Source organism: Variovorax sp. MHTC-1, from assembly GCF_003984645.1.
Classification (GTDB): Bacteria; Pseudomonadota; Gammaproteobacteria; order Burkholderiales; family Burkholderiaceae_C; genus Variovorax.
In genome coordinates this window covers 50,116-76,658 of record NZ_RWKI01000014.1, presented here as the reverse complement: position 1 = coordinate 76,658, position 26,543 = coordinate 50,116, and the positions used below count along the sequence as shown (strand labels likewise).

Sequence of the window (26,543 nt, the reverse complement as noted above, 5' to 3'; positions counted from 1 at the left end):
CAATGATCCTCGCCGCCGGGCGCGGCGAGCGCATGCGGCCGCTGACCGATGTCACGCCCAAGCCCTTGCTCGAGGTTCAGGGCAAGCCGCTGATGCAGTGGCCGATGGAGGCCCTGGCAGCTGGCGGCTTCACCGGGCTCGTGATCAATACCGACTGGCTGGGCGAGCAGATTCCGCTTCGCTTCGGCTCCCGCCACGCGTCTTGCGACATTGCCTATTCCCACGAGGGCCGCGATTTCGGGGGTGCGCTCGAGACGGCAGGCGGCATCGTGCGCGCGCTGCCGCTCCTGGGCGACATCTTCTGGGTGCTGGCAGGCGACGTGTTCGCGCCGGAATTCGAGTTCACGCAGCAGGCCGTCGATCGCTTCGCCGCCAGCGGCCGGCTCGCGCATCTGTGGCTGGTGCCGAACCCGCCGCACAACCCGCGCGGCGATTTCGGAATCTCGCCCGCAGGGCTGGCGCTCTGCGAGGCAGCCGAGAAGTACACCTTCTCGACCATCGGCCTGTACCGCGCGACGCTGTTCGCGCCGCCGTACTGCGCCATCGCCGCCGGCAACGCCGGAGGCACGAAAGCGCCCCTCGCGCCCCTCCTGCGCGCCGCCATGAAGGATGGGCAGGTCGACGCCGAGCTCTATGCCGGCGCCTGGGCCGACGTCGGCACGCCCGAGCGCCTTGCCGCACTGAACCAAAAAAAACGGCCCGCACAAGGCGGGCCGCATACAGGCTAGATCACAGTCGGTCGATCAGGGCACGTTCGCCGTCCTGATCGTGAAGGGCTTGCCCTCCATCGCGAAGCTGCCGCCGAACTCCATGTTCATGCCGCCGGTGCCCTGAACCGGACATCCAGTGGGCGGCTGACAAGCCCAGGAGCCGCCGCGGTCGGCGAAGATCACCGCGCCATAGCGATAGTTCGACACCTGCTTGCCGGTGTAATCGGCAATGCTCAGCACCATGTTGTTGGTTGCGAAGTTGTCGGCATCTTCCACCGCGATCGGGTCGACGATGCGCGAGTCCTGCAAGGTGCGAACCACGCTGCCGCTGTTGCCGTCGGCGGCAAACCGCACCCACTGGATCTTGCGATCGCCGCGCGAGGCCACCAGCACCTGCTGGTTGTTCGCATCGACGCCACTGTCCGGATCGATCTTCGAGATCGCCAGCGAGGTCGGGTTCTTGCCGATCGCCACACGGCTCCGCTCGACCACGTCCGTCGCGGTGGTGCCGGTGGGCACGTTGCCCAGGCCGTAGATGCGCAGCGAACCCTCTTCGGTCGCGACCCAGGCGCGGTGCACGTTGCCGAAGACCGTCGTCTTGACCGCGGTCGGCTTGCTGTCCAGCGACACGGTCGAGATCACCGTCGGCGTCTGCTGCGGCTTGTGCGCGAAGGTGTACGGCCACTGGTTGTCGGCCTGGCCCAGGTTGGTGAACTCCGTCGGACCGGTGCCGAAGTAGACGCTGTTGACGTAGCTGAACAGCGGCTTCAGGTCGATGAAGGCGGCCTTCTTCTCCGATTTCGAGATCACCACCGCCACGCCCGCCTTGGCATACCGATTCGCGTTCTTGCCGGAACCCGAGAAGGTCGCGCGCTTGGCCGGATCGGTCAAGGGCGAGTAGGTCCGTCCCATGAACTCGCCGTATTGCTCGGGCAACGCGGTGTGGAACTGGTCGAAGCCGGTGGTCACCGCGATTTCGGTCGGCGCGTTCATGCCCGGCAGATCGATGTAGCCCAGCACCTTCATGAAGGCGATGTTGCCCATGTTCGGCAGGCCGGGGTACACGGCATTCCATTCATGCCACCAGTCGTACCACGCGTCGTAGGTGCCGTTCTTCGCCGAGTTGTACGGGTTGCAGTTGTTGCACAGCCCCGCCAGCGAGATCACCGCCACCTGGCCCTTGAGCGCCGTCGTGTCCCACACCGTCACCAGCGCGTATTCGCTGGTGTTGGTGATGGCCATGCCGGTCGGAACCTTGTTCGCGGGCAGTTGCACAGTGGTCCGGTTGTTTGCCGTGTTGCTGCCGGCGGTGCCGATCAGGCCGTTGTTGAAGGCCACCAGCGAGGTCGCACAGAAGCCCACGCGTCCGCCGCAGCGCGCCACCGCCACCGGGTCGCCAGTCGTGAGGCCGGCGGTCTTGTAGGTGCTGACGTTGTAGTTGGTGCGCCCGGCGCTGCCGTCCCACGCGGCCGCTTCCTGCCAGGGCAGCTGCGGCGCTTGCGCGAAGGTGTTGTGGTCGATGGCGGAGATCTGCAGGTTGCCCACGCCCATGCGCACCGCCGTGTTGTCGGCGACGAAGCCCACGTGCGCCTGGTTGGTCATGTAGAGGCCGTGCTCGCTCAGGACCGGGCCGCCGACCTGCCAGGTGCCGGGGTGGTAGCTCATGGTCTGGTCCGCGCGCTTGAACAGCGTCGGGATGCCGGTGTTGTTCACGGTCGGCGCGTTGCCGTAGCGGTAGGCGATGCCTTCTGCCTTGCCGAGGAGCGGGGCCATGGCGCGGTATGCGCTGGCCTGCACGTTGCCGGCGCTGTCGACGACGTCGCCAGAGACGGGGGCCGGAGCCGGTGCCGGTGCCGGTGCCGGTGCCGGAGCAGGGGCCGGTGCCGGAGCGGGCGACGGTGCTGGAGCCGGCGCAGGCGCCGGTGCTGGCGCGGGAGCCGGTGCGGTTGCCGAACCGAGTGAATAACAGGCCTTCACGACGAAGGGCAGAGGGTCGCGGCCGAAGAATTCGTTGGTGCAGCTGCCAGTGCCGCTGACCGTCTTTTGAACCCACGATGAACCGGATCCGTACTGCACCAGGGTCGCAGAGGCGACGCTGAATGACGAACCCTCGCCGGCGAGCCGCGTTCCTGCCACAGGGGCGGGGGCGGGGGCGGGGGCGGGTGCTGGGGCGGGTGCCGCAGCAGTCTGCGTGTAGCACGCTTTCACCACGTAGGGCAGCGGATCGCCGAATGTGGCGTTGCTGCACGCCACGGTGCCCGAAAGCGATTTGTTGGCATAGGTGTCGTTCGCGCCGTATTGCACGACGGTCCCGGAGCTGAGCGTGAACGACTGATTTTCGTCCGCAACCTTGGTCCAGCTCGCATCGAGCTTGCTGACCGGTGCTGCCTCCTTAGTGGCTGCAGTTTCGACTGGTTCAGCTGTGGTGGAAGCAGACGCCGAGTCTGCCAGCCCGACGAATCCGCCGCCGCCGTTACCACCGCCGCTACCGCCACCCCCGCAACCTGCGAGTGCGCTTGCTGCAACAAGCAGCAGAAGCGCGCTTTTGTCTGTGACTTTCAAGCAAATCCCTCCAAATTGGTTAAGTCCGGGTTTTTACGGGGGATGAGCGATGCAAGCAACCTCTCTTGCACTTCCTTTCCTGCATGTTTCAGGCCTCCTTGGGCCGTGTTACGAAGGTTGTGCTTGGTGACGACTTCAACGCAAATTCGAACACTGGACTGTTGTCTTACTTCTTACTGTCATATGGAGGGGGCACGAAAACAGGAAACCATGGTTCTGCCGCAGCGAGGCAAAAAAAAGCGGCCCCGCATGAGCGGGGCCGCAGTTCAAGTTGATTGCAGTTCGCAGCCGATCAAGGCACGTTGGCGGTTCTGAGTTGGAAGGGCTTGCCTTCCATCGCGTAGCTGCCCCCGAACTCCATCTTGATATCGCCGGTGGCCTGCACGGGGCACCCGCCCGGCGGCTGGCAATTCCAAGAGCCACCACGATCGGAGAAGAACACCGGTCCATAGCGATAGTTGGATACCTTTTTGCCGCTGTAATCCGCAACTGTCAGCACGTGGCCGACGTTCGAGAAGTTGTCGGCGTCCTCCACCGCGATCGGGTCGACGATGCGCGAGTCCTGCAAGGTGCGAACCACGCTGCCGCTGTTGCCGTCGGCGGCAAACCGCACCCACTGGATCTTGCGATCGCCGCGCGAGGCCACCAGCACCTGCTGGTTGTTCGCATCGATGTCGCTGTCCGGATCGATCTTCGAGATCGCCAGCGAGGTCGGGTTCTTGCCGATCGCCACACGGCTCCGCTCGACCACGTCCGTCGCGGTGGTGCCGGTGGGCACGTTGCCCAGGCCGTAGATGCGCAGCGAACCTGCTTCGGTCGCGATCCAGGCGCGGTGCACGTTGCCGAAGACCGTCGTCTTGACCGCGGTCGGCCGGTCATCCAACGCCACCGTCGTGATCACCGTCGGCGTCTGCTGCGGCTTGTTGGCGAAGGTGTACGGCCACTGGTTGTCGGCTTGGCCCAGGTTGGTGAACTCCGTCGGACCGGTGCCGAAGTAGACGCTGTTGACGTAGCTGAACAGCGGCTTCAGGTCGATGAAGGCGGCCTTCTTCTCCGATTTCGAGATCACCACTGCCACGCCCGCCTTGGCATACCGATTCGCGTTGGAGCCGGAGCCGCTGAAGCTCGCCCGCTTGCCCGCATCGGTCAGGGGGGAGTAGGTCTGGCCCATGAACTCGCCATTCTTCTCCGGCAAGGAAGTGTGGAATTGATCGAAGCCGGTGGTGACGGCGATTTCCGTCGGCGCGTTCATACCCGGCAGATCGATGTAGCCCAGCACCTTCATGAAGGCGATGTTGCCCATGTTCGGCAGGCCGGGATAGACGCCGAACCATTCATGCCACCAGTCGTACCAGGCGCTGTACTTCGTATCGCGAATGCCCGTCGCGTTTCCGCCATTGGGGTTGTAGGGATCGCAGTTGTTGCACAGCCCCGCCAGCGAGATCACCGCCACCTGGCCCTTGAGCGCCGTCGTGTCCCACACCGTCACCAGCGCGTATTCGCTGGTGTTGGTGATGGCCATGCCGGTCGGCACCTTGTTGGCGGGCAGCTTCACCGAGACGCGGTTGTTCGCGGTGTTGGTGCCAGCGGTCCCGATCAGACCGTTCTGGAAAGCCACCAGGGAAGTCGCGCAGAAGCCCACGCGGCCGGCGCAACGCGCCACAGCCACCGGTTCGCCGGTCACCTGCCCGGCGGCCTTGTAGGTGCTGATGTTGTAGTTGTCGCGTCCGGCGCTGCCGTCCCAGGCTGCCGCTTCCTGCCAGGGCAGCTGCGGCGCCTGCGAGAACGTGTTGTGATCGACCGCCGTGATCTGCAGATCGCCAACGCCAACGCGCGCAGCCGGGTTGTCGGCCACGAAGCCGACGTGCGCCTGGTTGGTCGAATACAGGCCGGCGTCCGGGAGGACGGGGCCGCCGACCTGCCAGGTGCCGGCGTGATGGCTCATCGTCTGGTCCGCGCGGCCTGCCAGGGTCGGGACGCCGGAGTTGTCCACCGCCGCGGCGTTGCCGTAGCGGTAGGCAATGCCCGCATCTTTCGCGAACTGGGCAGCGGTCGACCTGTAGGCATCGGCCGATGGATTGCCGGCGTTGTCGACCACGTCGTTCGGCATCGGCGTGCTCGCGGGCGTCGTGCCCGCACCCGGATCACTCGCGGCAGCGAGGCCAGCGAAGCTACCGCCGCCACCGCCTCCTCCTCCACCTCCACAAGCTGATAACGCGCCAGCGGCAACAACCAGGAGAAGCGCGCTTTTATGGATAAATTTCAACAAAAACACCTCCAATTTACAAAGATGTGCGTTTGTACGTGGGAGGTGTCCTACCGGGCAACCCTTCTTGCAAATCTTTTCCTGATGTTTTTCCACTCTCCCCTAGTGGAGTTACAAAGGTATTGCATAGTGACGTTATGACCGCAAATCATCAAGCCGCTCGTCGGGTACGTCTTTCTACTTATTTGGGTACGGACGGAATCGCCATCATTCCCACTGCGCCCGAGCGGCAACGCAATCGGGACAGCGACTTCCTGTACCGCCACGACAGCTACTTCTATTACCTGACGGGCTTCACCGAGCCCAACGCCTGGCTGGTACTCACAAGCGAAGGTCGTGCCACGTTGTTCTGCGCGCCCAAGGACCTGGAGCGAGAAATCTGGGACGGCTACCGGCTTGGGCCGGAGGCAGCGCCGGCCGCACTGGGCGTAGACGAAGCCTTCGCTATCGAGGAACTCGACGCCCGTTTGCCCCGGCTGTTGGAGAACAGGTCGACTGTCTGGTACCCCTTCGCGACGCACAAGGGGCTGGAATCGCGCATCGACGGCTGGCTGTCGGCGGTGCGCGCCCGGGTGCGCTACGGTGCGCTGTGCCCCGAAGGCCAGCGCGACCTGTGCGGGCCGCTCGACGAGATGCGGCTCGTCAAGGATGCGCAGGAGCAGGACACCATGCGCCGCGCCGCACAGATCAGCGCCCGGGCCCACATCCGCGCGATGCAGCTGTCGGCGCGCATGCTGCGCGAGGGCAAGGACGTACGCGAGTACCACCTCGACGCCGAACTGCTGCACGAATTCCGCATCGGTGGCTCCCAATACCCCGCCTACAGCTCGATCGTGGCCGCCGGCGCCAACGCCTGCGTGCTGCACTACCGCGCCGACGTGGCGCCGGTGCGCGACGGCGAGCTGGTGCTGATCGACGCCGGCTGCGAACTCGACGGCTACGCCAGCGATATCACTCGGACTTTTCCGGCCAACGGCAAATTCACCGGCCCGCAGCGCGCGTTGTACGAGCTGGTGCTGGCGAGCCAGGACGCGGCCATCGCGGCCACCCGGGCCGGACAGCGTTTCAACGATCCGCACGACGCCACGGTGAAGGTGCTGGCGCAGGGCATGCTGGATCTGGGCCTGCTCGATGCCAACAAGGTGGGCAGCGTCGACGACGTGATCGAGCAGCGCGCGTACTTCCCGTTCTACATGCACCGTACCGGCCACTGGCTGGGCATGGACGTGCACGACTGCGGCAGCTATGTCGAGCCCACCCAGGTGGGCGAGGTGAGCGAACGCAAGGATCCGCTGTCGAACGAGGTCATCAAGAACCGGCCCAGCCGGATCCTGAAGCCGGGCATGGTGCTGACCATCGAGCCGGGCATCTATGTGCGCCCGGGCGAAGGCGTGCCGGAGCAGTTCCACAACATCGGCATCCGCATCGAGGACGACGCGATCGTCACCGAAACCGGCTGTGAGCTGATCTCGCGCGGCGTGCCGGTCAAGGCCGACGAGATCGAGGCGCTGATGCGGCCCTAAGCCGCATCGCCCGGCGGCGTCAGCACCCGGTGCGCCCAGGCAGGCAGCCAGGGCCCGTGCGGCTGGAGCCGGCCAGCAACGACCGAGGCTACGAGGTGCGGCCCGCCGGCGTCCGTGTCCGTCGCATCGAACAGCATCGCGAGCTGCACCTCGCGCACGGCCTGCCGCAGGTTCTCGAGCGTACGCGGATAGCGTGCCAGGATTTTGTTCGCGGGCACGCTGTGGCCGCCTTCGTGAACGCGCTGCTGCACGCGCTCGAGCAGTCGGCGCGGCTCATCGAGGCACACGATGTACAGCGCCACCTCGAAGCCGAGCGCACGCGCGTCGACGAGGAACCGGAGCTTGGAAGGATGCGAGAAAACGGTTTCGCTGACGAAGGACTGCCCAGCGCGCAGATGGCCCTCGCGTTGAGCATCGGCCCAGGCCCGGGCGGCTTCGGAGCGCCGGACCGCGTGGCGGACATGGCCGAGCTGCTCGCGCTCGTACAGATCGGCGTTGATGAAGGGCAGCTGCGGATAGCGCGGCTGAAGCAGGTAGCGATAGAGCGTCGACTTGCCTGCGCCGTTGGGGCCGGCGATCAGGTGGAGAACCGGCATCAGGCCGCGTTGCGGCCGCGCGCACGGGGCGCTGCCTTGGCGCGGTTCTCGGCCACCGCCACCTTGGCGCGCTCGGCCAAAGCACCGGACTGCGCCAATGCCAGCACGTGGCCGTGCAGGGCGTCGAGTTCGGGCGAGAGGGTGGGTTGCACGTTGACCTCGACGGCATTGGCCGCCGATTCCTCGCGCGCAATCAGCGCTTGGCTGTCCTGCGTGGACAGACCCGCCTGCTCCAGCGCGCGGCCGAGGGTGGCCCAGTATTCGATCTGGCTGGCCACCGAACGGCGCATGGGTTGCGCCGCGTCGCGCGCCTTGTCGACCAGCGCGGCCGGAAGCTTGACCGAAGCAAAGGGGGTTGCCGTGGACATGGTTTTACTCCTGATTGGCGCATTTTGCGCCAATCAGCAAGATCCCGCAACGCGTTGACTCAACACGCAACCCGTGGGCGGCGAAGCCAGGCCCCCTCGGGAAACACCGCGGAACCGGCTTCGCCGGGCCGCTGGTGTTGCCCCCTGCAAGGGGGAAGGCGCGCGCGACACGAAGTGCGCGAAGCCTGGGGGTGGGGTCAGATTGCAAGATGCCCGCGCGTGAACGCTTCTTCGAAGATCGAATAGCCCGACCAGTCGCTGTGCGCGAAGGCCAGTCGGCCGGCGACGACACGCTCTGGCGCGCCGAGCTGGGAAAGGAGGCCGGGCGCCGGTATCGCCATCGCGTGGCCGTAGCGTGTGATCTCGACGCGGGTGGCGAGCTCGGCAATGTCTGCGTGGGGCGGCGAGAGTTCGGCCAGCAAATCGCCGCGCCAGGCCGTCCATGGACGATCGAGCAGCCGGCGGCGGCCGTCCGGCCCGTCATAGGCGCTGGGGCCGAGCGGGCGATACCAGCTCAGCACGGTGGCGCCCGGCGTCGGGTCCAGCGCCTGGTGGCGCGCGTCGACATAGCCGAGCCCGCGCGTGCCGTAGATCACGTTGTCCCAGCTCGGCGCCGCGCCGGGCCGGTCGGCCAGCGGCGCGCGCAGATGCACGTTGGCGACCAGCCACGGCGCGTAGCCCAGGCGGGCGGCCGCATGGCGCAGCAGTTCGGGCGGGTTCTCGACCACGCGCGCGGCGATGAACATCGGCAGCGCAACGATGCAGCGCTCGGCCTGCCAGCGCACGCGCGACCGGGTGGCGACATCGAAGGCATCGACCTCGACCCCGGAACGGGTGTCCGCGATGCGCACAACGGCGTGGGCCGCCTTCAAGCGATCGCCGAGCGGGTCGGCGAGCCGGCGCGCGAGCCAGCCGTTGCCCTCGGGCCAGGTCAGCACCGCATCGCGCTCGGCGCTGTCCACGCCCGGCGCATGGAAGCCATGGCGGCTGGCGAAGTAGTGGATGCCGGCCCAGGCCGAGACCTGGGCGACGCCGGCACCGTAGTCGTCGCGGCAGCTGTAGTCGAGGTACCAGCGCAGCTGCGGGTCGGTAAAGCCTTCGCGGTCGAGCCAGGCGCCGAAGGGCACGCCGTCCAGCGCGAGCAAGAGCGGTGCAGGCTGCGCCCGCAGCACGGGAATCGAAAAGCGCGCCGCGTGCCGCAAAGTCTCCACGCGCTGCGCGAAGCGGCGGTACTGCGCCAGCGTGGCTTCGTCAACGCCCTGCACAGGCAACAGGCCGTCCTGCCACGCGCCCTGGAAGAACAGGCGTTCCTGCGGGCTGTGGCAAAGGTGGCGCTCGTCGTATTCCCAGCGGCCCGCCACGCGCCGGCGCAGGCCCAGTTCTTCGAGCAGGTCCTGCACTTCGCGCGCCTCGTCGCCCGGCACCGGCAGGTAGTGCGCGCCGAGCGGGCAGGCGATACCGCCGACCTGGCCGCCGCGGCTGTTGCCGCCGGCGGTGTCTTCGAGTTCGAGCAGCACGAAGTCCTCGATGCCGGCGAGCCGCAATGCGCGGGCGGCGGCGAGGCCAGCCACGCCGCCGCCGGCAATCACGACGCGGGTACGGCGCACGCCGACAGGCGCGCCGGCGCGCCAGGCGCCATGGCGCAACGAGTGACCGCGCTCTACATCGATGCCGGTGAAGCCGCCTTCGATGCGGTGCGGCGCCTCGCAGCCCGCAACGGCGGCAGCACCCGCTGCCGCAGCGCCGAGGAATTCACGGCGTTTCATCTAGTCGCCCGTGACCTTGCCCCATTCCTGCTCGTAGGTGGTGACCAGCGTCTGGTTCGACAGCCGGTTCACTTCGGCCGGCACGCGCGCCATGTCGCGCGGGAACTCGAACAGTTGCGGCACCGCCGACAACGCGAGAAAGCGCAGTCCGTCGGGCAGGGCATCGGGCAGCCGGTAGGGCCGCCGGCTCGCGATGATGTAGCCCCACTCGCCGAAGCTAGGCACATGGGCGTGATAGGGCGTCGCGAGCAGCCCCACCGATTCGACGGTGGCGGCCACGGTCCAGAAGCTCTTGCGCGCCACCAGCGGCGAGGTGGTCTGGATCACGGCATAGCCGCTGGCGGCCAGCCGCTTGTCGAGCAGCGAATAGAAGGAGTTGGTGTAGAGCTTGCCGATCGCGAAGTTGGTCGGGTCGGGGAAATCGACCACGATGACGTCGAAGACCTCGCCGGCCTGCTGCAGCCACTGGAAGGCGTCGGTGTTGACGATGCGGAGCTTCGGGGACTTCAGCGCGCCGCCGTTCAGCGCGGCCAGGGTCTCGTGTTCGCTGAAGAGCCGCGTCATGTTCGGATCGAGCTCGACCAGCGTGACGCTTTCCACCGAGGCGTACTTGAGGACCTCGCGCACCGCCATGCCGTCGCCGCCGCCAAGCACGGCGACCTTCTTCGGCGCGCCGTGCGCGGCCATCACGGGATGCACCAGCGCCTCGTGATAGCGGTACTCGTCGCGCTCGGCGAACTGCAGGTTGCCGTTGAGGAACAGGCGATGCCCGGCGCTGCCGCGCGTGACCACGATCCGCTGGTAGGGCGAGCTTGCGCTGAACACGATGCGGTCCTGATAGAACTTGTCCTCCGCCAGCGTCGTGATGTGCTCGGCGAACACGAAGGCGGCGGCCAGCGCGCCGAGCGCCAGCACGCAGGCCAGCGCATGCGCGCCGACGCGGCGCAGCTCGTGGCGGAACAGCCAGAGCGCCCACAGCGCCACCGCCGCGTTCATGAGGCCGAAGAGCAGGCCGGTGCGGATCATGCCGAGCTGCGGCACCAGCAGCAGCGGGAATGCGACCGACACCGCGAGCGCGCCGAGGTAGTCGAAGGTCAGGACCTGCGAGACCAGGTCCTTGAGCGCCACGTTGCGCCTGAGGATGCGCATCACGAGCGGGATCTCGAGCCCGACCAGCGTGCCGACCACCAGCACCAGCCCGTAGAGCAGCAGGCGGAACGCGCCCGGAACATAGGCATTGGCGATGAAGAGCAGCGCAGGCAGCGCGCCGCCGATCAGCGCCACCATCAGCTCGATGCGCAGGAAATGCGCCGGCAGCTGGCGTTCGAAGTAGCGCGAGAGCCAGGAGCCCACGCCCATCGCGAACAGGTAGGTGCCGATGATGGTGCTGAACTGCAGCACCGAGTCGCCGAGCAGGTAGGAGCTCAGCGCCGCCGCGCTCAGCTCGTAGACCAGCCCGCAGGCCGCGACCACGAACACGCTGGCGAGCAGCGCGATCTCGACGGGCTGCGGTCCACTCCCCGCAGCGGGGCGCGCGGACATGGGCGCTTCGTTCATGGATCGCAGCCGGGCCGCCCCAATGTGGCCGAGCCGCCCCCGCGGGGGGCGGCGAAGCACACGAAGTGGCAGGCCGGGGAGCTCAATGGATGGCGGCGGCGACGATGACGCAGATGCCGAGGCTCATCGCAGCCACGACCATGCCGAGCGCCACGTTCTGCTTCTCGACCAGCTCCTGCCACAGGTCATAGGGCGTGAGCTTGTCGATGAGCAGGAAGGTAACCCAGAACAGCAGCACGCCGATGACCGCGTAGAGGATCGACCCCAGGAAGGCCGCGGGCCGTAACCATTCAATTCCCAACATAAGGACCTCCGGAAAAAAACGTCATTTGTGACTGCCGCCACTCGAATAGCCGCCATAGGAGCCGCCCGAGCGGCGCGTACCGCCGCTCGAACTGCTGCACGTGCTCAGGATGATCAGCAGGATGATGATCATCACGATGATCAGGATGATCGTGCCGCAGCCCAGGCTGGAGGCCGCGCTCACGGGCAGCGCGTCGCCGCGCTTGAACATGTCTTTCTTGCCATCGAGCTTGAAGGCGGCGGCCACGGCCGCGCTATCGACCTTGCTGCCCGAGGACCAGGTCAGCTCCTTGGCCGAACGCTCCATCGACAACAGCGCGCTGCCGCTGGCGAAATCGCGGTTGAACGTCTTCTGCCCGCGCTCGACCTGCCAGTAGAACTCGCCCGCCACGTAGCCGGTCTCGGCGTTGTAGGCGTACTGCTGCTGGTAGACCTTGCCGAGGTATGTGGCCCTCGAACCGTTCTCGGCCATGGTCGGCGCGCCGGTGGTGGGCTTGACCATGCTCCAGCCGTCTTCGGCATCGACCAAGAAGCTGAAGCCGCGCTTCTTGTTGTACAGCAGGTACTCGTTCCAGCCGAAATGTTCGTCGTCGCCGGGCGCCACGCCCATGCGGTGCTGGAAGCCGACGACCTGCCACTGCGCACCCTGGAACTGGCCCACGGTGCCGATCGGAATCAGCGGCTGGACCGGCTCGTCCTGCACGGCATGCTTCAGCTCGCCGCCGATGCCCTGCGTCAGGTCGATGATGCTGTCGCAGGCGCGGCAGGTGATGCTCTTGCTGTCCGCCAGGTTGACGGTGACCGGCGAACCGCAGTTCGGACAGTTGAAGCTGCGGCCTTTCTCGTCCTTGGCCGATTCGTCGCGCAGACCGGTGAGCTGCAGATCTTCGAGCCGGACGGCGCGGCCGAGGTAGGCGCCCGGCGGCTGGGTGTCGTAGTCGAGGCTGAGCACCTGCCCCTTGTCGCTGCGCAGTTCGACCACCGCGAAGGGCCGGCCGAGCTCGGGCAGCCGCGGCAGCTCGCCCTGGGCCGACACCAGACGGACCTGCTCGTTCGAAGCCACCGTGTAGCTCTGGCCGTTGAAGGCGGTGGTGGCGCCGACGCGCAGTTCGGCCGGATGCGGGGCCTCGCGCTGCAGCTTGAAGGGCAGCGAAAAGACGAAGGCGCCGTTGTCCTCGCTCAGGATGCCGGTGCGCTCGCCGTCGAGCGCGGCGATCCACTCGGTCCAGCGCCCGCCGTCGTAGCTGTATTGCAGGCGTCCGACCAGCGTGAAGGGCTGGTCCTGGATGCGGCCGGCGGCGAACAGCTGCAGCGGGCTGAAGTCGTCGAACAGCTCCGCCATCTTGCCGGTGCGCGCGAGCGTGTCGCCCTGACGCACCACGGTGCTCTGGCAATAGGGGCAGACGGCGTGCGTCGACTGGGCCGAACGGAATTCGACGGGCGCGCCGCAGCCGGGGCAGGGCGCGCGGTAGTAGCGCTGCTGGGAGGAGTCGGTGGCCACGAAAGGCGACAGGCAGAGTTCCGCTCGCCCCGGACCGGTCGAAAGGCTTCGACAGGCTCAGCGCAAACGGAAGCGGCTCAGACCAGCTTTTTCAGCAGATCCGCCTTCTTGGCGTCGAATTCTTCCTGCGTGAGGATGCCCTTGGTCTTCAGCTCGCCGAGCTTTTCGAGCGTGGTCATCACGTCGGCCGGGCTGACCACGGCGACGGAAGGCTGCTGTGCCGCTGGTGCGCCCGCTGCCGCCGCAGGGTTGTTCTGGCTGAGCCCCTGCGAGAGGTTCTGCGCCAGCACCTGGCCCAGCGCCACGCCGGCGCCCAGACCCATCGCATCGCCCGCGATGCCGCTGCCGCCGCCCGCGCCCTCGGCGAACTTCGGGATCGCCTGCGCCGTCTGGTATTGCATGAACTTGCCCATGTCGTTGCCGACCATCCCCATGCCGATCTTCTGGTCGAGGATCTTCTGCAGCTCTTCCGGCAGCGAGACGTTCTGGACCGTGATGACCTCGAGCTTGATGCCGATCTTGGCGAACTCCGGCACCAGCTGCGCGGCGAGCGCCTGCGCGAACTGGATCTGGTTGGCTGCCAGGTCGAGAAATGGCACGCCGCTGGAAGCGATCGCGTTGCTGATGTTCTGCAGCACCAGGCCGCGCAGCTGGCCATCGAGATCGGCCACCGAATAGATGTCGCGCGTGCCGGAGATCTCGGTGTGGAACAGCTTGGCGTCGCCGATGCGGAAGCTGTAGTTGCCGAAGGCGCGCAGCCGCACGGCGCCGAAGTCCTTGTCGCGGATCGTGATCGGCTGCGGCGTGCCCCATTTCTGGTCGACCTGCTGGCGCGTGCTGAAGAAATAAACGTCGCTCTTGAACGGGGACTCGAAGAGCTTGTCCCAGTTCTTGAGGTAGGTGAGCACTGGCAGCGTCTGCGTCGTGAGCTTGTACATGCCGGGGCCGAACACGTCGGCCACCTGGCCCTCGTTGACGAACACCGCGATCTGCGACTCGCGCACGGTGAGCGAGGCGCCATTCTGGATTTCCATCTCGGCCATCGGGAAGCGCCAGGCCAGCGTTCCGTCGCCGGTCTCGGTCCACTGGATGATGTCGATGAACTGCTTCTTGATGAAATCCATCAGCGCCATGGTCGCTCCTCGTCAGGTTTTTCTGAGCCGGGCATATTGCCACATCGGGGTCGACGCTTCTGCGCTTCTTGGGGCCCTGCGCCTCGGGCGGTGCCCTTGGAGCCCGAGGTCTACAATCGGCGCCCCTCACAAGAAGCGTTGCACGGAGCCAAGGCACATGTCAGATCTGACCTCCCCGATTTCCACGCCCGAAGACAAGCGCGCCGAATTGCGCCGGGCCGCGCTCGAGTACCACGAGCTTCCGGTCGCGGGCAAGATCGCGATCGCGGCGACCAAGCAGATGCTCAACCAGCGCGACCTGGCGCTGGCCTATTCACCCGGCGTGGCGGCCCCTTGCGAGGAGATCGTCAAGGACCCGGTCAACGCCTTCAAGTACACCGCCCGCGGCAACCTGGTCGCGGTCATCACCAACGGCACCGCAGTGCTGGGCCTCGGCGACATCGGGCCGCTGGCCGCCAAGCCGGTGATGGAAGGCAAGGGCGTCCTGTTCAAGAAGTTCGCCGGCGTCGATGTGTTCGACATCGAGATCGACGAGAAGGACCCGGCCAAGCTGGTGGAGGTCATCGCCGCGCTGGAGCCGACCTTCGGCGCCATCAACCTCGAAGACATCAAGGCGCCGGACTGCTTCTACATCGAGCGCGAGCTGCGCAAGCGCATGAAGATCCCGGTCTTCCACGACGATCAGCACGGCACGGCCATCACCGTTGCGGCGGCGATGCTCAACGGCCTGAAGGTGGTAGGCAAGGACATCTCGCAGGTCAAGCTCGTCACCTCGGGCGCCGGCGCCGCGGCGCTGGCGTGCCTGAACCTGCTGCTCAAGGTCGGACTGAAGCGCGAGAACGTGTTCGTGACCGATCTCGCAGGCGTGGTGTACGAAGGCCGCACCGAGCTGATGGACGACGACAAGCGCCAGTACATGCAGAAGACGTCGGCGCGCTCGCTGGCCGAGGTGATCGAAGGCGCCGATGTGTTTCTCGGCCTCTCGGCCGGCGGGGTGCTCAAGCCGGCGATGGTCGCGAAGATGGCCGCCAAGCCGGTGATCTTCGCGCTGGCCAATCCCAACCCCGAGATCTCGCCCGAGGACGCGCATGCCGTGCGTGGCGACGTGGTCATGGCCACGGGGCGCACCGATTACCCGAACCAGGTCAACAACGTCCTGTGCTTCCCCTACATCTTCCGCGGCGCGCTCGACTGCGGAGCAACCACCATCACCGACGAGATGGAAGTCGCGGCGGTGCATGCCATCGCCGAACTCGCGCAGGCCGAGCAGAGCGAACGCGTGGCCGCAGCCTACGTCGGCGAAAAGCTCAGCTTCGGGCCCGAGTACCTGATTCCGAAGCCCTTCGATCCGCGGCTCATGATGAAGATCGCGCCGGCAGTGGCCAGGGCGGCGGCCGAAAGCGGCGTCGCGCTGCGCCCGATCACGGACCTCGACGCCTACCGCGACAAGCTGCAGAGTTTCGTCTACGCCTCCGGCACCACGATGAAGCCGATCTTCGATGCCGCCAAGCGGGCCCCGAGGAAGCGCGTCGCCTACTGCGAGGGCGAGGAAGAGCGCGTGCTGCGTGCGGCGCAGATCGTGGTGGACGAAGGCCTCGCGCGGCCCACCCTCATCGGCCGACCGGCGATCATCGCCCAGCGCATCGAGAAGTTCGGCCTCCGTCTCAAGGAAGAGCTGGACTACGACATTGTCAACGTCGAGCACGACCATCGCTACCGCGACTTCTGGCAGACCTACCACCGCATGACCGAGCGCAAGGGCACGACGGTGCAGACGGCCAAGATCGAGATGCGCCGCCGCCTGACGCTGATCGGCGCCATGCTGCTGCACAAGGGCGACGTGGACGGCATGATCTGCGGCACCTGGGGCACCACAGCCATCCACCTGCACTACATCGACCAGGTGATCGGCAAGCGTCCGGGCGGCTGTCCCAATACGCCGCAGGACGTGCCCGTCTATGCCTGCATGAACGGCCTGCTCCTGCCCGACCGGCAGGTGTTCCTGGTCGACACGCACGTCAACTACGACCCGACGCCCGAAGAGCTCGCCGAAATCACCACCATGGCGGCCGAGGAAATGATGCGCTTCGGCCTCAAGCCGAAGGCCGCGCTGCTGTCGCATTCCAACTTCGGCAGCAGCAACCAACCCAGCGCGGTCAAGATGCGCCAGACCCTCGATCTGCTGCGCGTCCAGGCACCCTGGCTGGAAGTCGACGGCGAAATGCACGGCGACGTTGCTTTGGACGGCAAGCAGCGTGCCGCCGTCATGCCGCACAGCGCCCTGGCCGGCGACGCCAACCTGCTGGTTTTCCCGAACATCGACGCGGCCAATATTTCCTACAACCTGCTCAAAACGGCGGCAGGCGGCAACATCGCCATTGGCCCTGTCCTGCTCGGAGCGGCCAAACCTGTGCATATTCTCACGGCGAGCGCGACGGTTCGCCGGATCGTGAATATGACAGCTCTCACGGTCGCGGACGCAAACGCAGAACGATAGGCGCGAACGCGACAGCGGTCGCTAACTTCAGAGGCCGGGCTAGACCCTGACGTCTGCTCAAAGATTGAGCAGACGCTTGCTATTTGTGCGCCCCTGGTGCACACTTGCGGCCTTGAAATTGCGGGTTAACCCCAAGGTTGCCCCCGATTCGGCCCTCGCTCTTTTCCTTCTGGTGCCCCATGGCGGCTTACGCCTCGATCACGTCCCGCGTCTCCAAGTTTGCGCTCACTAGCTTAGTGCTGGTAGCCCTCACTGCCGGAGCCCAGGCCCGTGAATGGTCCGGCACCCGCGCCGTTCAGCCGGCACAGGAAACGATCGCTCTGGCCGAATTGCCGGTGCAGGGCCAGCGCACTTATGGGGCCATATTGAACGGTGGTCCTTTCCGGTATGAGAAAGACGGCACGGTGTTCGGCAATCGCGAACGCTTGTTGCCGCGAGAGCGACGAGGCCACTACCGAGAGTACACGGTCGATACACCCGGCTCGCGTGACCGTGGTGCACGACGCATCGTCTGTGGAGGCGAGCGTACGGCGCCGGCGACGTGCTGGTACACGGCGGACCACTATGCAAGTTTCAGACGGATCGTGCCATGAGCAATGAATTGGATTGGAGCGGCGCACCCAAGCGTCCAGAAGAAATGATGACGACGACAACTATGGAAAGACCAGCGGAGATGACCCTATCCCTTCGTTCCGTGCGACCTAATATCGTGCAGTCGATTCGCGCCTTTCGCGTGAGCGACCTGCAGGAGGCGGCGCATGCGGCGGGCCAGCACTTCCTCTATGCGAATCTGGGCAACGCCCAGACCAAGCAAGACGTGCTTGATCTGATCGCTCAGCAGTTCACCTTTCCACAGCATTTCGGCAAGAATTTCGACGCGCTGTACGACTGCATGACTGATCCGCTGCATAAATCGGGCCCGCAGCCCGGCTTCGTCATCGTGCTCGAGCAGATCCCGGCCAATGCCAAGTTCGACAAGGAAGCCCGCGAGCAGCTGCTCGACATCTTCCGCGACGCCGCCGACTACTGGGGGGACAGGAAGATACCGTTCAGGTGCTTCTATTCTTTTCTGTAGCCCGTTCTGCACACACCAGCCAAGCAGAACGGGCGAACGAGGCTCAACAGAACGCTGCCGCTCCGGTTTCCGGCATCGATCTCCCACCCACCGACCCGGCCGCCGAAAAGATGCCGACCGACAAACTGGTCGACGTCTCGCCGCTGGCGCTGCGCATGAGCAGCCCCTTCAATGCCGGTTACTGGCTCGCCGCGGCGTGACGGCAGCACGCTGAAGAAAAAAGCCCGTCTCCGGACGGGCTTTTTTCATGGCGGGACGGCCTGTGCGAGCGCAAGGTACTCCGCAACCGGCACCTCCTCGGCGCGGCGCTGCGTGTCGAAGGTTCCCGCAAAACCGTGCTGCTCCAGCCACCTGCCCAAGGTGTGGCGCAGCAGCTTGCGGCGCTGGCTGAACGCGACCTGGACGATCTCGCCGAGCCGCGCTGCGTCGACCTGCGGCGGCGCCGCGAAGGGCACCATGCGAACCACCGCGCTGTCGACGCGCGGCGGCGGCTCGAAGCTCTCCGGCGGCACGAACAGCACGTTGTCCATCGCATAACGCCATTGCAGCATCACGCTCAGGCGGCTGTAGTCCGAGGTGGCCGGTTTCGCGACCATGCGGTCGATGACTTCCTTCTGCAGCATGAAATGCTGGTCGGCGATCAAGTGCGCAGAGCCCAGCAGATGGAACAGGATCGGCGTCGAGATGTTGTAGGGCAGATTGCCGACCACGCGCAGAGCCGTTGCAGGGGCTGCGACCAGCCTGGCGGCCAGCGCGGCAAAGTCCACCTTCAGAACGTCGGACTCGATCACCTCGAGCTGGCCGTGGGCGCGCAGCCGCTGCGCCAGATCGCGGTCGAGTTCGATCACCGTGAGCCGCCCCAGGCGCTCCACCAACGGCTGCGTCAGCGCCGCGAGGCCCGGCCCGATCTCGACCATGGCATCGCCCGGCTGGGGCGCGATCTCGCGCACGATCGCATCGATGATGCCGGCGTCAGACAGAAAGTGCTGCCCGAAGCGCTTGCGCGCGATGTGTTTCACCGCGCGGCGTTTCAGGATTGAGGCGGTTCGCGGTACTCGACGTAGGCCCGCGCCCGAATTTCCTGCGCCCAGGTTTCGAAGGCCTCCTCGACCTTCTTCTCGCGCAGCACGGCCCGAGCGGCTTCGCGCTGTTCGGCCTGGCTCAGCTTGGCGTCGCGCCGGGCGACCACCTGGATCAGGTGTACGCCGAAGCGCGAAACGACAGGATCGCTGAGCTGGCCCGGCGCCAGCCGGTTCATCGCCTCTTCGAACTCGGGCACGAACTGGCCGGGGCGCGACCAGCCCAGGTCGCCGCCCTCCTTGGCGCTGGCATCCTGCGAGTTGTCCCGTGCCAGGCCGGCGAAGTCGGCGGTGCCCTTCTGGATCCGTTCCTTGAACTCGGCCAACTGGGCGACGGCTTGCGCCGTGCTGCGCTTGGCATCGCTGCGCAGCAGGATATGGCGCACCTGCGTCTGCGTCACGACCGCATCGTCCGCGCCAGGCTGGCTCTTGGCCAGCACCTTGAGCACGTGGAAGCCGGCGCCCGAGCGGACCGGCCCCGCGATTCCGTTGACCGCCGTCGATTGCGTCGCGTCGACGAACAGGGTCGGATAGCGGTCGGCACTGCGCATGCCCAGCGCGCCGCCATTGGCGCGATCCGGCGAGTCCGAGAATTCCTGCGCAAGCTTGGCGAAATCCTCTCCGGCACGGGCACGCTGGGCGACGCCCTGGGCGCGCTGCTGCAGCGAAGCGACTTGCGCGTCGCTCGCGCTCTCGGGCACGGCGATCAGCACCTGCGCGATATTGATGTTCTGCGTCGCTGCATTGGGTGAGGTCCGCTGGTCGCGAATGAACTGGTCGACCTCGATATCGCTGACCTTGACCTTGGCCTCGACCTCACGGTCGCGCAGGCGCGTCAGCAGGAGCTGGTCGCGCAGGTCGTTGCGGAAGGCCTGCGGCGAGATGCCCTCGGCCGCGACGCGGCTGCGCAGCTCGGGCAGGCTCATCTGGTTCTGGCGCGCCACCGTCTGCTCGGCCTGGTCGATCGCGAGTTCGTCGACCTTGATCCCGGCTTCCTTGGCCTGTTGCAGCTGGGCGCGTTCGGCGATGAGCCGTTCGAGCACCAGGCGCGTGAGCTCGGCGCGCGGCACGCGCTGCGCCTCGGCGTTTTCCCTCAGGATGCGCTCGACTCGCGTCTGCACCTCGGTGTTGGTGATGGGCTCCGAATTGACCAGCGCCACGATGTATTCGGCCGAGCGCTGCACCGGCGCGGCCGGGGGGGTGGCGCGCGGTGCGGCAGGCACCGGTGCGAGGCGCGGGCCCGCGCGCATGATGTCCGTGATGCCAAGGCCGGTGCCGGAGCGCGGCCCTTGCCCCTGCGCGCCGGCCGCCGCGGCCAGCGTTGCGAGGCACGCCAGGGTGAGGATGGAGCGGATGTGGTTCATGGCGAAGAAGCTCAGTCGTAATTGGTGAAGCGGCTCGGTGCGGCCACCGGTTGACGCAGGGGCTGGTAGCGCTGGATGTTCTGTGTCAGCGTGCGCTTCGGGCTCGAACCGATGGCGGCAAATCCGACGAACTCGAGTTGGAACATGATGCGCGTCGCGGCCGTGACTTGGCCAGTACTGATGCGTTCCAGCACCACGCGTCCGATCCAGCAGCAGCCGTCGTATTCGAAGCCGAGCACGCCATCGGTGAGCTTGCGATCCTGCAGACTGTAGTTGAGACGGCCGACGGCGTACCAGCGCCCGCCGCCCTGGCCTTTGCCCGGGCCGAGGTCCTGGCCCTTGTCGCCCCACAGGTCGTTCAGCGGCCATTGCCAGCTCACGTCGATCGACTTGTTCCCGTCAGCGGCCATCGGCGTGCTGTTGGCCTGGTAGCGGTAGGCCGCGCTGATGTTGCGGTACGAGCCGGGGTTGTAGCGCGCGCTGATCGCCGTTCGGGTCGACTTCTGGTCGTCGGGGTTGTATTGCAGCGTGGTGTCCACGCTCCATTTCGGCGTCCAGTTGATCTGGGCACCGAGCAGCACGTCGCTGAGCCGGTCGGTCACCGCGGTGGTGTTGGGCAGCGTGACGCGCTGGTCGCTGAAGCGCAGGCGCTGGGCAATGCCGAAGCGCGCGGCCTCGGCGCCGCTTTCGGGGTCGATCAGGCGCGTCGTCACGCCCAGCGTGAGCAGGTTGCTGTCAGAAATACGGTCGTTGCCGGAGAACGCGTTCTCCGTGTAGACGGTCGCGAAGTTGAAGTCGTTGGACGCCGAGTCGTAGTTCGGCAGCAGGCTCTGATCGCGATAGGGCGTATAGACGTAGAACGCGCGCGGCTCCAGCGTCTGGCGGAACGCGCGGCCGAAGAAGTTGGCGTCGCGCTCGAAGATCATGCCGCTGTCGAGGCTGAAGGTCGGCACCGTCCTGCTGGCCGAGCTTGCGCCGTTGGCGAGCGGCGCCTCAAACTGGTAGGAAGTCGTATGCAGCTGCACCTTCGGGATGACGAAGGTGCCAGGCGTTAGGAAGGGCCGGCTCAGCGACGCCAGCGCAAAGGCCCGCTCGCCGTTGGGCTGCCGCTGCTGCACCGGGTCGCCGCGGAAACGCGTGTAGTCGGTGTTGAGCGAGAAATCGAAACCGTGCCAGTCGTACTTGTTGTAGTTGGCGGTGATCTGCGGCAGCCGGTCGTAGGGCGGAAGGATCGGCGAAGGCGCGTACTGCAGCGTCTGGTAGCTCAACGTGCGCACGGCGCCGCTCCAGTCGCCCTTGCTCCAGTTGAGCGCAGCGTCGTTGGACAACAGCCGCTGCGTCAGCGAGGGCGTGCGGGTGAAGTCGCGCCAGTAGTCGTCGTCGCTGACCCGGTTGAAGTTGATCGTGGCGCCCAGCGAGTCCAGGCCGTAGGACTTGGCATCGAAGGCCTGCTGGTGGTGCGTCCAGATGCCCCAGCGCTCGCGGTTGCGCAGGGTGTCGGTCGGCATGTAGTCGATGCGGGCCTCGCCGCTGTACGTCTCTTCGAGGTAGCGGAACTCGGTGCCGAGGTTCAGGCCGCGCTTGCTCATCACGTTCGGATAGAAGGTCGCGTCGCGGTTGGGCGCGATATTCCAGTAGTACGGCGCGGTGATATCGACACCGTTCACGCTGTCGATGCCGATGGTCGGTGGCAGGAAGCCGCTCTTGCGGTCGTTGCCGAGCGGAAAGCTCAGCGACGGAAAGGGCGGCGTGCTGACGCCCATGAAGCTCAAGCGCGCATCGGTGGCAACGCCGACGTTCTCTTCGGTGTCGGTGGTGAGGGTCGCGGCGCTCAAAAGCCAGGCAGGCATCCAGCCGGGATAGTCCTCGCGCCGGCAGGTGGTGTAAGTTGCGCGGCGGGCGACCGAGACATTGCTGTCGACGAAGTCGATACGCTCGGCATCGCCTCCCCCGCCCGTCGCCAGGAAGCGGTAGCGCACGTTGTTGAAAAAGCCTTCGAAGGTCTCGAGCTTGAGCTCCAGCTCGGGCCCTTCGTAGACGTTGCCGGCCTGGTTGATGCGGACGTTGCCGCGCGCCTTGGCGAGGTCGTCGGGCTGGTAGTACTCGAGCCGGTCGGCATGGATCACGATCTCGCCGCGGCGCAGCGACGCATTGCCCTCGACCACCGTTTCGAGGTCGGGCCGCCCTGAAATGCGGTCGCCGTCGACAAAGCTCGGCAATTGGCCCCGCTGCGCCTGCGGGATGGTCTCGACGAGTTGCGGCGTGCGCTTGAGCGTGAGCGGCGCGTCCGCACCGGCGTCCTGTGCCGACGCGCTGTGCGCTTGAAGCAGTGCAAGCGACAGCACGGCCAGCGGCAAGGGCGGGCGGCACCGGCGCCAGGCGGCTCGGGTCAGGTCAGGCATCGGTACGGAACGGAGAAAATCTTCGGGGGAATGGCGCCAGCGGCTGGCGGGTTGCGGGGGTCCGCGCCGGGCGGATTTGTAGAATCGATTATCCATGACAGCTTCCCCGCCCCCGGCCAGCGGCGCCGCGACGCCTTCCTACCCATTCAGCTGGAGCGATCCGGAGCGCGCCAAGGCATTCGCGCAATGGCTCGAACGCATCGCAGAGCGGCATCGGCTGTTGCCCGCGACCGTGCGCCTCGCGTCGGCCGACGCGAGCTTCCGGCGCTACTTCAGGATTGACGCCAGCGAGGACGCGCCGACGCGGATCGTGATGGACGCGCCACCTGCCCAGGAGAACAGCGCCCCCTTCGTGCACGTCGCCAAGCTGATGAGCGCGGCCGGCCTCACCGCGCCGCAGGTGCTCGAATGGGATGAGGCCCAGGGCTTCCTGCTGCTCGACGACCTCGGCCGGCAGACCATGCTCGAGATGATCGACCCGGCCGATGCGGATGCGGCACGGCCGCTCTACGCCCAGGCGGTGGATGCGCTGATCCGCTGGCAGCTGGCGTCCAGGCCCGACGTGCTGCCGCCCTACGACCGAGCGCTGCTGGAGCGCGAGCTGGCGCTCTTTCCGGAGTGGTACATCGCGCGGCACCGCGGCGTGCGCGTGGAAGGCCGGCTGCAGGAGCGCCTCGAACGCAGCTTCAACCTGATCGTCGAGAACAACCTGGCTGCACCGCGTGTCTACGTGCATCGCGACTTCATGCCGCGCAATCTGATGATCACGGGCGGGCCGACGCTGGGCGTGCTGGATTTCCAGGACGCGGTCCATGGCCCGATCACCTACGACATCGCGAGCCTGACGCGCGATGCTTTCCTCAGTTGGGACGAGGACTTCGTCCTCGATGTCACGGTGCGGTATTGGGAACAGGCGCGCAAGGCCGGGCTGCCGGTCGACGAGGACTTCGGCGCCTTCTACCGCGCGGTCGAGTGGATGGGCCTGCAGCGCCATCTGAAGGTGGCGGGCATCTTCGCGCGGTTGACGCTGCGCGACGGCAAGCCGAGGTACCTGGCCGACACCCCACGCTTCATTGCCTACATCCGGGCGACTGCCGGCCGCTATCGCGAACTCACGCCGCTGTTGCGCGTGATCGACGAGGTCGAAGGCACGCAGGCCGCCACCGGCTTTGCGTACGGGCGGATGTGACGCCGCGCTTCCACTGCGCCATGGCCTTGGCCGCGCACAGCGCGCTGGCGCTGCCGCCCGGCGCCGCGCGCCATGTGCAGGTGCTGCGCATGCAGCCGGGCGATGAGCTGACGCTGTTCGACGGCAACGGCGGCGAGTACGCCGCCAAGGTGGAGCGCATGGGCCGCAGCGAAGTGACGGTCCAGGTCGAGAACCACCTCGCCGTCGAGCGAGAAGCGCCGCGCGCCGTGCACCTGGCGATCGGCATGCCGGCCAACGAACGCATGGACTGGCTGGTCGAGAAAGCCACCGAACTCGGCGTGGCGAGCATCCAGCCGCTGATGACCGCCCGTGGCGTGTTGCGCCTCGCCGGCGAGCGCGCCGACAAGAAGCGTGCGCACTGGGAAGCGATCGCCATCGCCGCCTGCGAACAATGCGGCCGCAACCGCTTGCCGCTGATCCACCCCGTGCGCGCCCTGGGCGGCTGGATCGATACGCCGCCGATCGACGACGCGGAGCGCTTCGTCCTGAGCCTGGCCGAGCGCAGCTGCAACATGCGCGAGATCCGCGAGCGCGCGTCGACTACCGCGCTTCGCGGCGCATGCGTTCTGAGCGGCCCCGAGGGCGGCCTGAGCGCCGCCGAGGAGCAGGACGCGATCGCGCGCGGCTTCGCGCCGCTCACGCTCGGGCCGCGCGTGCTGCGCGCCGAAACGGCGGCCCTCGCGGCGCTCGCATTGCTTGCGGGCCAGTGACCAGAATCTTCTTTCTTCCATCCCATCGCGCCCAAGGCCCCCAACGCATGTCTCCTCTCCATTTCGTTCCGTCACGCTTCGCGCCTGTCGTGCTCGCCGCCCTTTGCGCTGCGGGCAATGTCCATGCGCAGGCAACGGCCGTGGCGCCGACGCCCGCACAGGTGAAGCCGGCCGTCGACCAGGCCTACGTGCAGCTCCTGGCAGCGCCTGCCGTCAAGCAGCTGCTCGATGCGGTCAAGGCCGACCATGAGCGCTCGATCGAGGACCTCAAGCTGCTCACCGAAATCGAAGCGCCGCCCTTCAAGGAGCAGAAGCGCGCCGAGGCCTTTCTCGCGCGCATGAGGGCGCTGGGGCTCTCGGATGCGCGGATCGACAGCGAAGGCAATGTGGTGGGCCTGCGCAAGGGCACGGGCAACGGTCCCAAGCTCCTGGTCTCGGCCCACCTCGACACAGTCTTTCCCGCCGGCACCGATGTCAAGGTGAAGGAGCGCGACGGCAAGCTCCACGCGCCCGGCATCTCGGACGACACGCGTGGCCTCGCGGTGCTCCTGTCGTGGCTCAAGGTGCTCAACGACAACAAGGTGCAGACCGTGGGTGACCTGCTCTTCGTCGGCAACGTCGGCGAAGAGGAGCTGGGCAACCTGCGCGGCATGAAAGCCATTTTCCGGGACCACCTCGACATCGACGGCATGGTGGGCGTGGAGCCGGCGCCCGACGGCACCGTGCTGGTCCTCGGCACCGCAAGCCATCGCTACGAGGTGAGTTTCAAAGGACCCGGCGGCCACAGCTATGCCGCCTTCGGCCAGGTGCCGAGCGCGATCCACGGCATGGGCCGCGCGATCGCCAAGATCGCCGAGATCAAGACGCCCAGCTTTCCGAAGACCACCTTCACCGTCGGCACCGTCGGCGGCGGAACTTCGGTCAACACCATTGCACCCGACGCGCGCATGGCGGTCGACATCCGCTCCGACGAGATGGGCGCGCTGCTCGACACCGAGAAGAAGGTGCTGGCTGCGATCGAGGAAGCGGTGGCGGAAGAGAACAAGCGTTGGAACGTCACCACCCTGAGCGTTTCCAACAAGCTGATCGGCGACCGGCCGGGCGGGCGCACGCCCTCGGATTCGCCGATCGTCGAAGCGGCAATCCGCTCGAACAGCGCCTTCGGCCACAAGACCCTGCTGACCGGCGCCAGCACCGACGCCAACGTGCCGATGTCGCTCGGCATCCCAGCCATCATCATCGGCGGCGGCGGCAAGACCGGCGGCTTTCACTCGCTCTCTGAATGGATCGACGTGACAGACGGATGGAAGGGCGCGCAGAATGCGCTGCTGACCGTGCTGGGGCTGGTCGGCGTGCAAGGCGTGAGCGAGCCCCTGCTGCCGAAGCGTCCGCCGCGGTCGAAGTAGGCCATCTCCCCCATTACTTCAGGAGCCCGACATGGGATTGCTCGATTCGGTACTCGGACAGGTGCTCGGCGGTACCCAGCCACAGGCCCAGGAGGGCAGCCTCGGCAGCCTCGGCAGCCTCGGCGGCATGGGCGGCGGACTCGGTGATCTCGGCGGTCTCGCGGGTGCGCTCGGCGGGCTGCTCGCCAACAACGGCGATCAGGGCGGTCTGGGCGGCCTGGTCTCGAAGTTCGAGCAGGCCGGCATGGGCGACGTGATCGGCTCCTGGGTTGGCAAGGGCGAGAACGCGCCGATCTCGGGCGGCCAGCTTCAGGACGTGCTTGGCAGCGACGTGATCTCAGGCATCGCGCAAAAACTCGGCATCAATGCCGCGACGCTGCTGCCGATGCTGGCCGCGCTGCTGCCCACGCTGATCGACCAGCTCACGCCGAAGGGCCAGGTGCCGGCCGAGGGCATCGGCAACCGGGACGACCTGCTGGCCTCGCTCAGCGGCCTGCTGCAAAAGGGTTGAAGAC

At 66.8% G+C, this 26,543-nt stretch carries 21 protein-coding genes; 9 read left to right on the top strand and 12 right to left on the bottom strand.

Going from position 1 to position 26,543, the window contains the following annotated elements; all coding sequences use genetic code 11:
* Positions 1-2 precede the first annotated feature (2 nt).
* A complete protein-coding gene (locus EJI01_RS20740; protein WP_126839054.1) occupies positions 3-728 on the top strand; it encodes an NDP-sugar synthase in 726 nt (241 codons plus the stop codon).
* Positions 729-743: 15 nt separating this feature from the next.
* Here EJI01_RS20740 and EJI01_RS20735 read toward each other — a convergent pair whose 3' ends face one another.
* Positions 744-2,483: a hypothetical protein gene (locus EJI01_RS20735; protein ID WP_126839014.1), complete on the bottom strand. Its 1,740-nt coding sequence runs from the start codon at positions 2,481-2,483 to the stop codon at positions 744-746.
* A gap of 1,081 nt (positions 2,484-3,564) precedes the next feature.
* Positions 3,565-5,382 (bottom strand): hypothetical protein, encoded by a 1,818-nt coding sequence (locus EJI01_RS20725; RefSeq protein WP_185878990.1) that lies wholly within the window; start codon positions 5,380-5,382, stop codon positions 3,565-3,567.
* A gap of 293 nt (positions 5,383-5,675) precedes the next feature.
* On the opposite strand from EJI01_RS20725, the gene EJI01_RS20720 reads away from it, so the two are divergent.
* Positions 5,676-7,061, top strand: coding sequence for an aminopeptidase P N-terminal domain-containing protein (locus tag EJI01_RS20720; protein WP_126839011.1), 1,386 nt, complete (start codon positions 5,676-5,678; stop codon positions 7,059-7,061).
* Here EJI01_RS20720 and EJI01_RS20715 read toward each other — a convergent pair.
* The 7 genes from EJI01_RS20715 to EJI01_RS20685 all read right to left on the bottom strand — a co-directional run bounded on the left by EJI01_RS20715 (position 7,058) and on the right by EJI01_RS20685 (position 14,285).
* A complete protein-coding gene (locus EJI01_RS20715; RefSeq protein ID WP_126839010.1) occupies positions 7,058-7,657 on the bottom strand; it encodes a zeta toxin family protein in 600 nt (199 codons plus the stop codon). The genes EJI01_RS20720 and EJI01_RS20715 overlap by 4 nt on opposite strands.
* Positions 7,657-8,025, bottom strand: coding sequence for a TA system antitoxin ParD family protein (locus EJI01_RS20710; RefSeq protein WP_126839009.1), 369 nt, complete (start codon positions 8,023-8,025; stop codon positions 7,657-7,659). Before EJI01_RS20710 ends, EJI01_RS20715 begins: the two co-directional genes overlap by 1 nt.
* A 197-nt stretch (positions 8,026-8,222) precedes the next feature.
* A complete protein-coding gene (locus EJI01_RS20705; RefSeq protein WP_126839008.1) occupies positions 8,223-9,791 on the bottom strand; it encodes an FAD-dependent oxidoreductase in 1,569 nt (522 codons plus the stop codon).
* On the bottom strand, positions 9,792-11,333 hold the full coding sequence (locus EJI01_RS20700) for a polyamine aminopropyltransferase (protein WP_126839007.1): 1,542 nt from the start codon (positions 11,331-11,333) through the stop codon (positions 9,792-9,794). It lies immediately after the preceding gene.
* A 97-nt stretch (positions 11,334-11,430) separates the two neighbouring features.
* Complete coding sequence (locus EJI01_RS20695) at positions 11,431-11,652, bottom strand: DUF350 domain-containing protein (protein WP_126839006.1); 222 nt, start codon at positions 11,650-11,652, stop codon at positions 11,431-11,433.
* 21 nt (positions 11,653-11,673) lie between these two features.
* Positions 11,674-13,152 (bottom strand): DUF4178 domain-containing protein, encoded by a 1,479-nt coding sequence (locus tag EJI01_RS20690; protein ID WP_126839005.1) that lies wholly within the window; start codon positions 13,150-13,152, stop codon positions 11,674-11,676.
* A 77-nt stretch (positions 13,153-13,229) separates the two neighbouring features.
* A complete protein-coding gene (locus EJI01_RS20685) occupies positions 13,230-14,285 on the bottom strand; it encodes an SPFH domain-containing protein (RefSeq protein WP_126839004.1) in 1,056 nt (351 codons plus the stop codon).
* A gap of 157 nt (positions 14,286-14,442) precedes the next feature.
* Here EJI01_RS20685 and EJI01_RS20680 point away from each other — a divergent pair, with 157 nt between their 5' ends.
* From EJI01_RS20680 to EJI01_RS20670, 3 genes are all read left to right on the top strand, one after another.
* Positions 14,443-16,782, top strand: coding sequence for an NADP-dependent malic enzyme (locus EJI01_RS20680; protein WP_126839003.1), 2,340 nt, complete (start codon positions 14,443-14,445; stop codon positions 16,780-16,782).
* Positions 16,783-16,961: 179 nt separating this feature from the next.
* Positions 16,962-17,375 (top strand): ribonuclease domain-containing protein, encoded by a 414-nt coding sequence (locus EJI01_RS20675; RefSeq protein ID WP_126839002.1) that lies wholly within the window; start codon positions 16,962-16,964, stop codon positions 17,373-17,375.
* 47 nt (positions 17,376-17,422) lie between these two features.
* The gene (locus EJI01_RS20670; RefSeq protein WP_093107358.1) at positions 17,423-17,857 is read left to right on the top strand and encodes a barstar family protein; all 435 of its coding nucleotides are present in this window, start codon (positions 17,423-17,425) and stop codon (positions 17,855-17,857) included.
* 245 nt (positions 17,858-18,102) lie between these two features.
* On the opposite strand, the gene rsmA is transcribed toward EJI01_RS20670, so the two are convergent.
* From rsmA to EJI01_RS20650, 3 genes are read right to left on the bottom strand one after another with little or no spacing between them, the layout of a single operon-like run.
* Positions 18,103-18,876: a 16S rRNA (adenine(1518)-N(6)/adenine(1519)-N(6))-dimethyltransferase RsmA gene (gene rsmA, locus EJI01_RS20660; protein WP_126839000.1), complete on the bottom strand. Its 774-nt coding sequence runs from the start codon at positions 18,874-18,876 to the stop codon at positions 18,103-18,105.
* Between the two features lie 11 nt (positions 18,877-18,887).
* A complete protein-coding gene (locus tag EJI01_RS20655; protein ID WP_126838999.1) occupies positions 18,888-20,300 on the bottom strand; it encodes a peptidylprolyl isomerase in 1,413 nt (470 codons plus the stop codon).
* An 11-nt stretch (positions 20,301-20,311) separates the two neighbouring features.
* Positions 20,312-22,702, bottom strand: a complete 2,391-nt coding sequence (locus EJI01_RS20650; RefSeq protein ID WP_126838998.1) for an LPS-assembly protein LptD — start codon at positions 22,700-22,702, stop codon at positions 20,312-20,314.
* A 94-nt stretch (positions 22,703-22,796) separates the two neighbouring features.
* Here EJI01_RS20650 and EJI01_RS20645 point away from each other — a divergent pair, with 94 nt between their 5' ends.
* The 4 genes from EJI01_RS20645 to EJI01_RS20630 are packed head-to-tail and all read left to right on the top strand — an operon-like array spanning position 22,797 to position 26,539.
* A complete protein-coding gene (locus tag EJI01_RS20645; protein WP_126838997.1) occupies positions 22,797-23,891 on the top strand; it encodes an aminoglycoside phosphotransferase family protein in 1,095 nt (364 codons plus the stop codon).
* Positions 23,888-24,622, top strand: coding sequence for a 16S rRNA (uracil(1498)-N(3))-methyltransferase (locus EJI01_RS20640; protein ID WP_260602554.1), 735 nt, complete (start codon positions 23,888-23,890; stop codon positions 24,620-24,622). Before EJI01_RS20645 ends, EJI01_RS20640 begins: the two co-directional genes overlap by 4 nt.
* A 47-nt stretch (positions 24,623-24,669) precedes the next feature.
* Positions 24,670-26,028 carry a M20/M25/M40 family metallo-hydrolase gene (locus EJI01_RS20635; RefSeq protein WP_126838995.1) on the top strand — a complete coding sequence of 453 codons (1,359 nt, stop codon included), beginning with the start codon at positions 24,670-24,672 and terminating at the stop codon, positions 26,026-26,028.
* 31 nt (positions 26,029-26,059) lie between these two features.
* Positions 26,060-26,539 carry a YidB family protein gene (locus EJI01_RS20630; protein WP_126838994.1) on the top strand — a complete coding sequence of 160 codons (480 nt, stop codon included), beginning with the start codon at positions 26,060-26,062 and terminating at the stop codon, positions 26,537-26,539.
* The last annotated feature ends 4 nt before the right edge of the window (positions 26,540-26,543 follow it).

Excerpts from the sequence above, each read along its gene's own strand:
- EJI01_RS20655 (WP_126838999.1), bottom strand. The coding sequence starts at position 20,300 with ATGAACCACATCCGCTCCATCCTCACCCTGGCGTGCCTCGCAACGCTG.
- EJI01_RS20645 (WP_126838997.1), top strand. The coding sequence starts at position 22,797 with ATGACAGCTTCCCCGCCCCCGGCCAGCGGCGCCGCGACGCCTTCCTAC.
- EJI01_RS20635 (WP_126838995.1), top strand. The coding sequence starts at position 24,670 with ATGTCTCCTCTCCATTTCGTTCCGTCACGCTTCGCGCCTGTCGTGCTC.
- EJI01_RS20685 (WP_126839004.1), bottom strand. The coding sequence starts at position 14,285 with ATGGCGCTGATGGATTTCATCAAGAAGCAGTTCATCGACATCATCCAG.
- EJI01_RS20700 (WP_126839007.1), bottom strand. The coding sequence starts at position 11,333 with ATGTCCGCGCGCCCCGCTGCGGGGAGTGGACCGCAGCCCGTCGAGATC.
- EJI01_RS20735 (WP_126839014.1), bottom strand. The coding sequence starts at position 2,483 with ATGGCCCCGCTCCTCGGCAAGGCAGAAGGCATCGCCTACCGCTACGGC.
- EJI01_RS20695 (WP_126839006.1), bottom strand. The coding sequence starts at position 11,652 with ATGTTGGGAATTGAATGGTTACGGCCCGCGGCCTTCCTGGGGTCGATC.
- EJI01_RS20670 (WP_093107358.1), top strand. The coding sequence starts at position 17,423 with ATGACGACGACAACTATGGAAAGACCAGCGGAGATGACCCTATCCCTT.
- EJI01_RS20675 (WP_126839002.1), top strand. The coding sequence starts at position 16,962 with ATGGCGGCTTACGCCTCGATCACGTCCCGCGTCTCCAAGTTTGCGCTC.
- EJI01_RS20705 (WP_126839008.1), bottom strand. The coding sequence starts at position 9,791 with ATGAAACGCCGTGAATTCCTCGGCGCTGCGGCAGCGGGTGCTGCCGCC.
- EJI01_RS20680 (WP_126839003.1), top strand. The coding sequence starts at position 14,443 with ATGTCAGATCTGACCTCCCCGATTTCCACGCCCGAAGACAAGCGCGCC.
- EJI01_RS20720 (WP_126839011.1), top strand. The coding sequence starts at position 5,676 with ATGACCGCAAATCATCAAGCCGCTCGTCGGGTACGTCTTTCTACTTAT.
- EJI01_RS20715 (WP_126839010.1), bottom strand. The coding sequence starts at position 7,657 with ATGCCGGTTCTCCACCTGATCGCCGGCCCCAACGGCGCAGGCAAGTCG.
- EJI01_RS20630 (WP_126838994.1), top strand. The coding sequence starts at position 26,060 with ATGGGATTGCTCGATTCGGTACTCGGACAGGTGCTCGGCGGTACCCAG.
- EJI01_RS20725 (WP_185878990.1), bottom strand. The coding sequence starts at position 5,382 with ATGCCGAACGACGTGGTCGACAACGCCGGCAATCCATCGGCCGATGCC.
- EJI01_RS20650 (WP_126838998.1), bottom strand. The coding sequence starts at position 22,702 with ATGCCTGACCTGACCCGAGCCGCCTGGCGCCGGTGCCGCCCGCCCTTG.
- EJI01_RS20710 (WP_126839009.1), bottom strand. The coding sequence starts at position 8,025 with ATGTCCACGGCAACCCCCTTTGCTTCGGTCAAGCTTCCGGCCGCGCTG.
- EJI01_RS20740 (WP_126839054.1), top strand. The coding sequence starts at position 3 with ATGATCCTCGCCGCCGGGCGCGGCGAGCGCATGCGGCCGCTGACCGAT.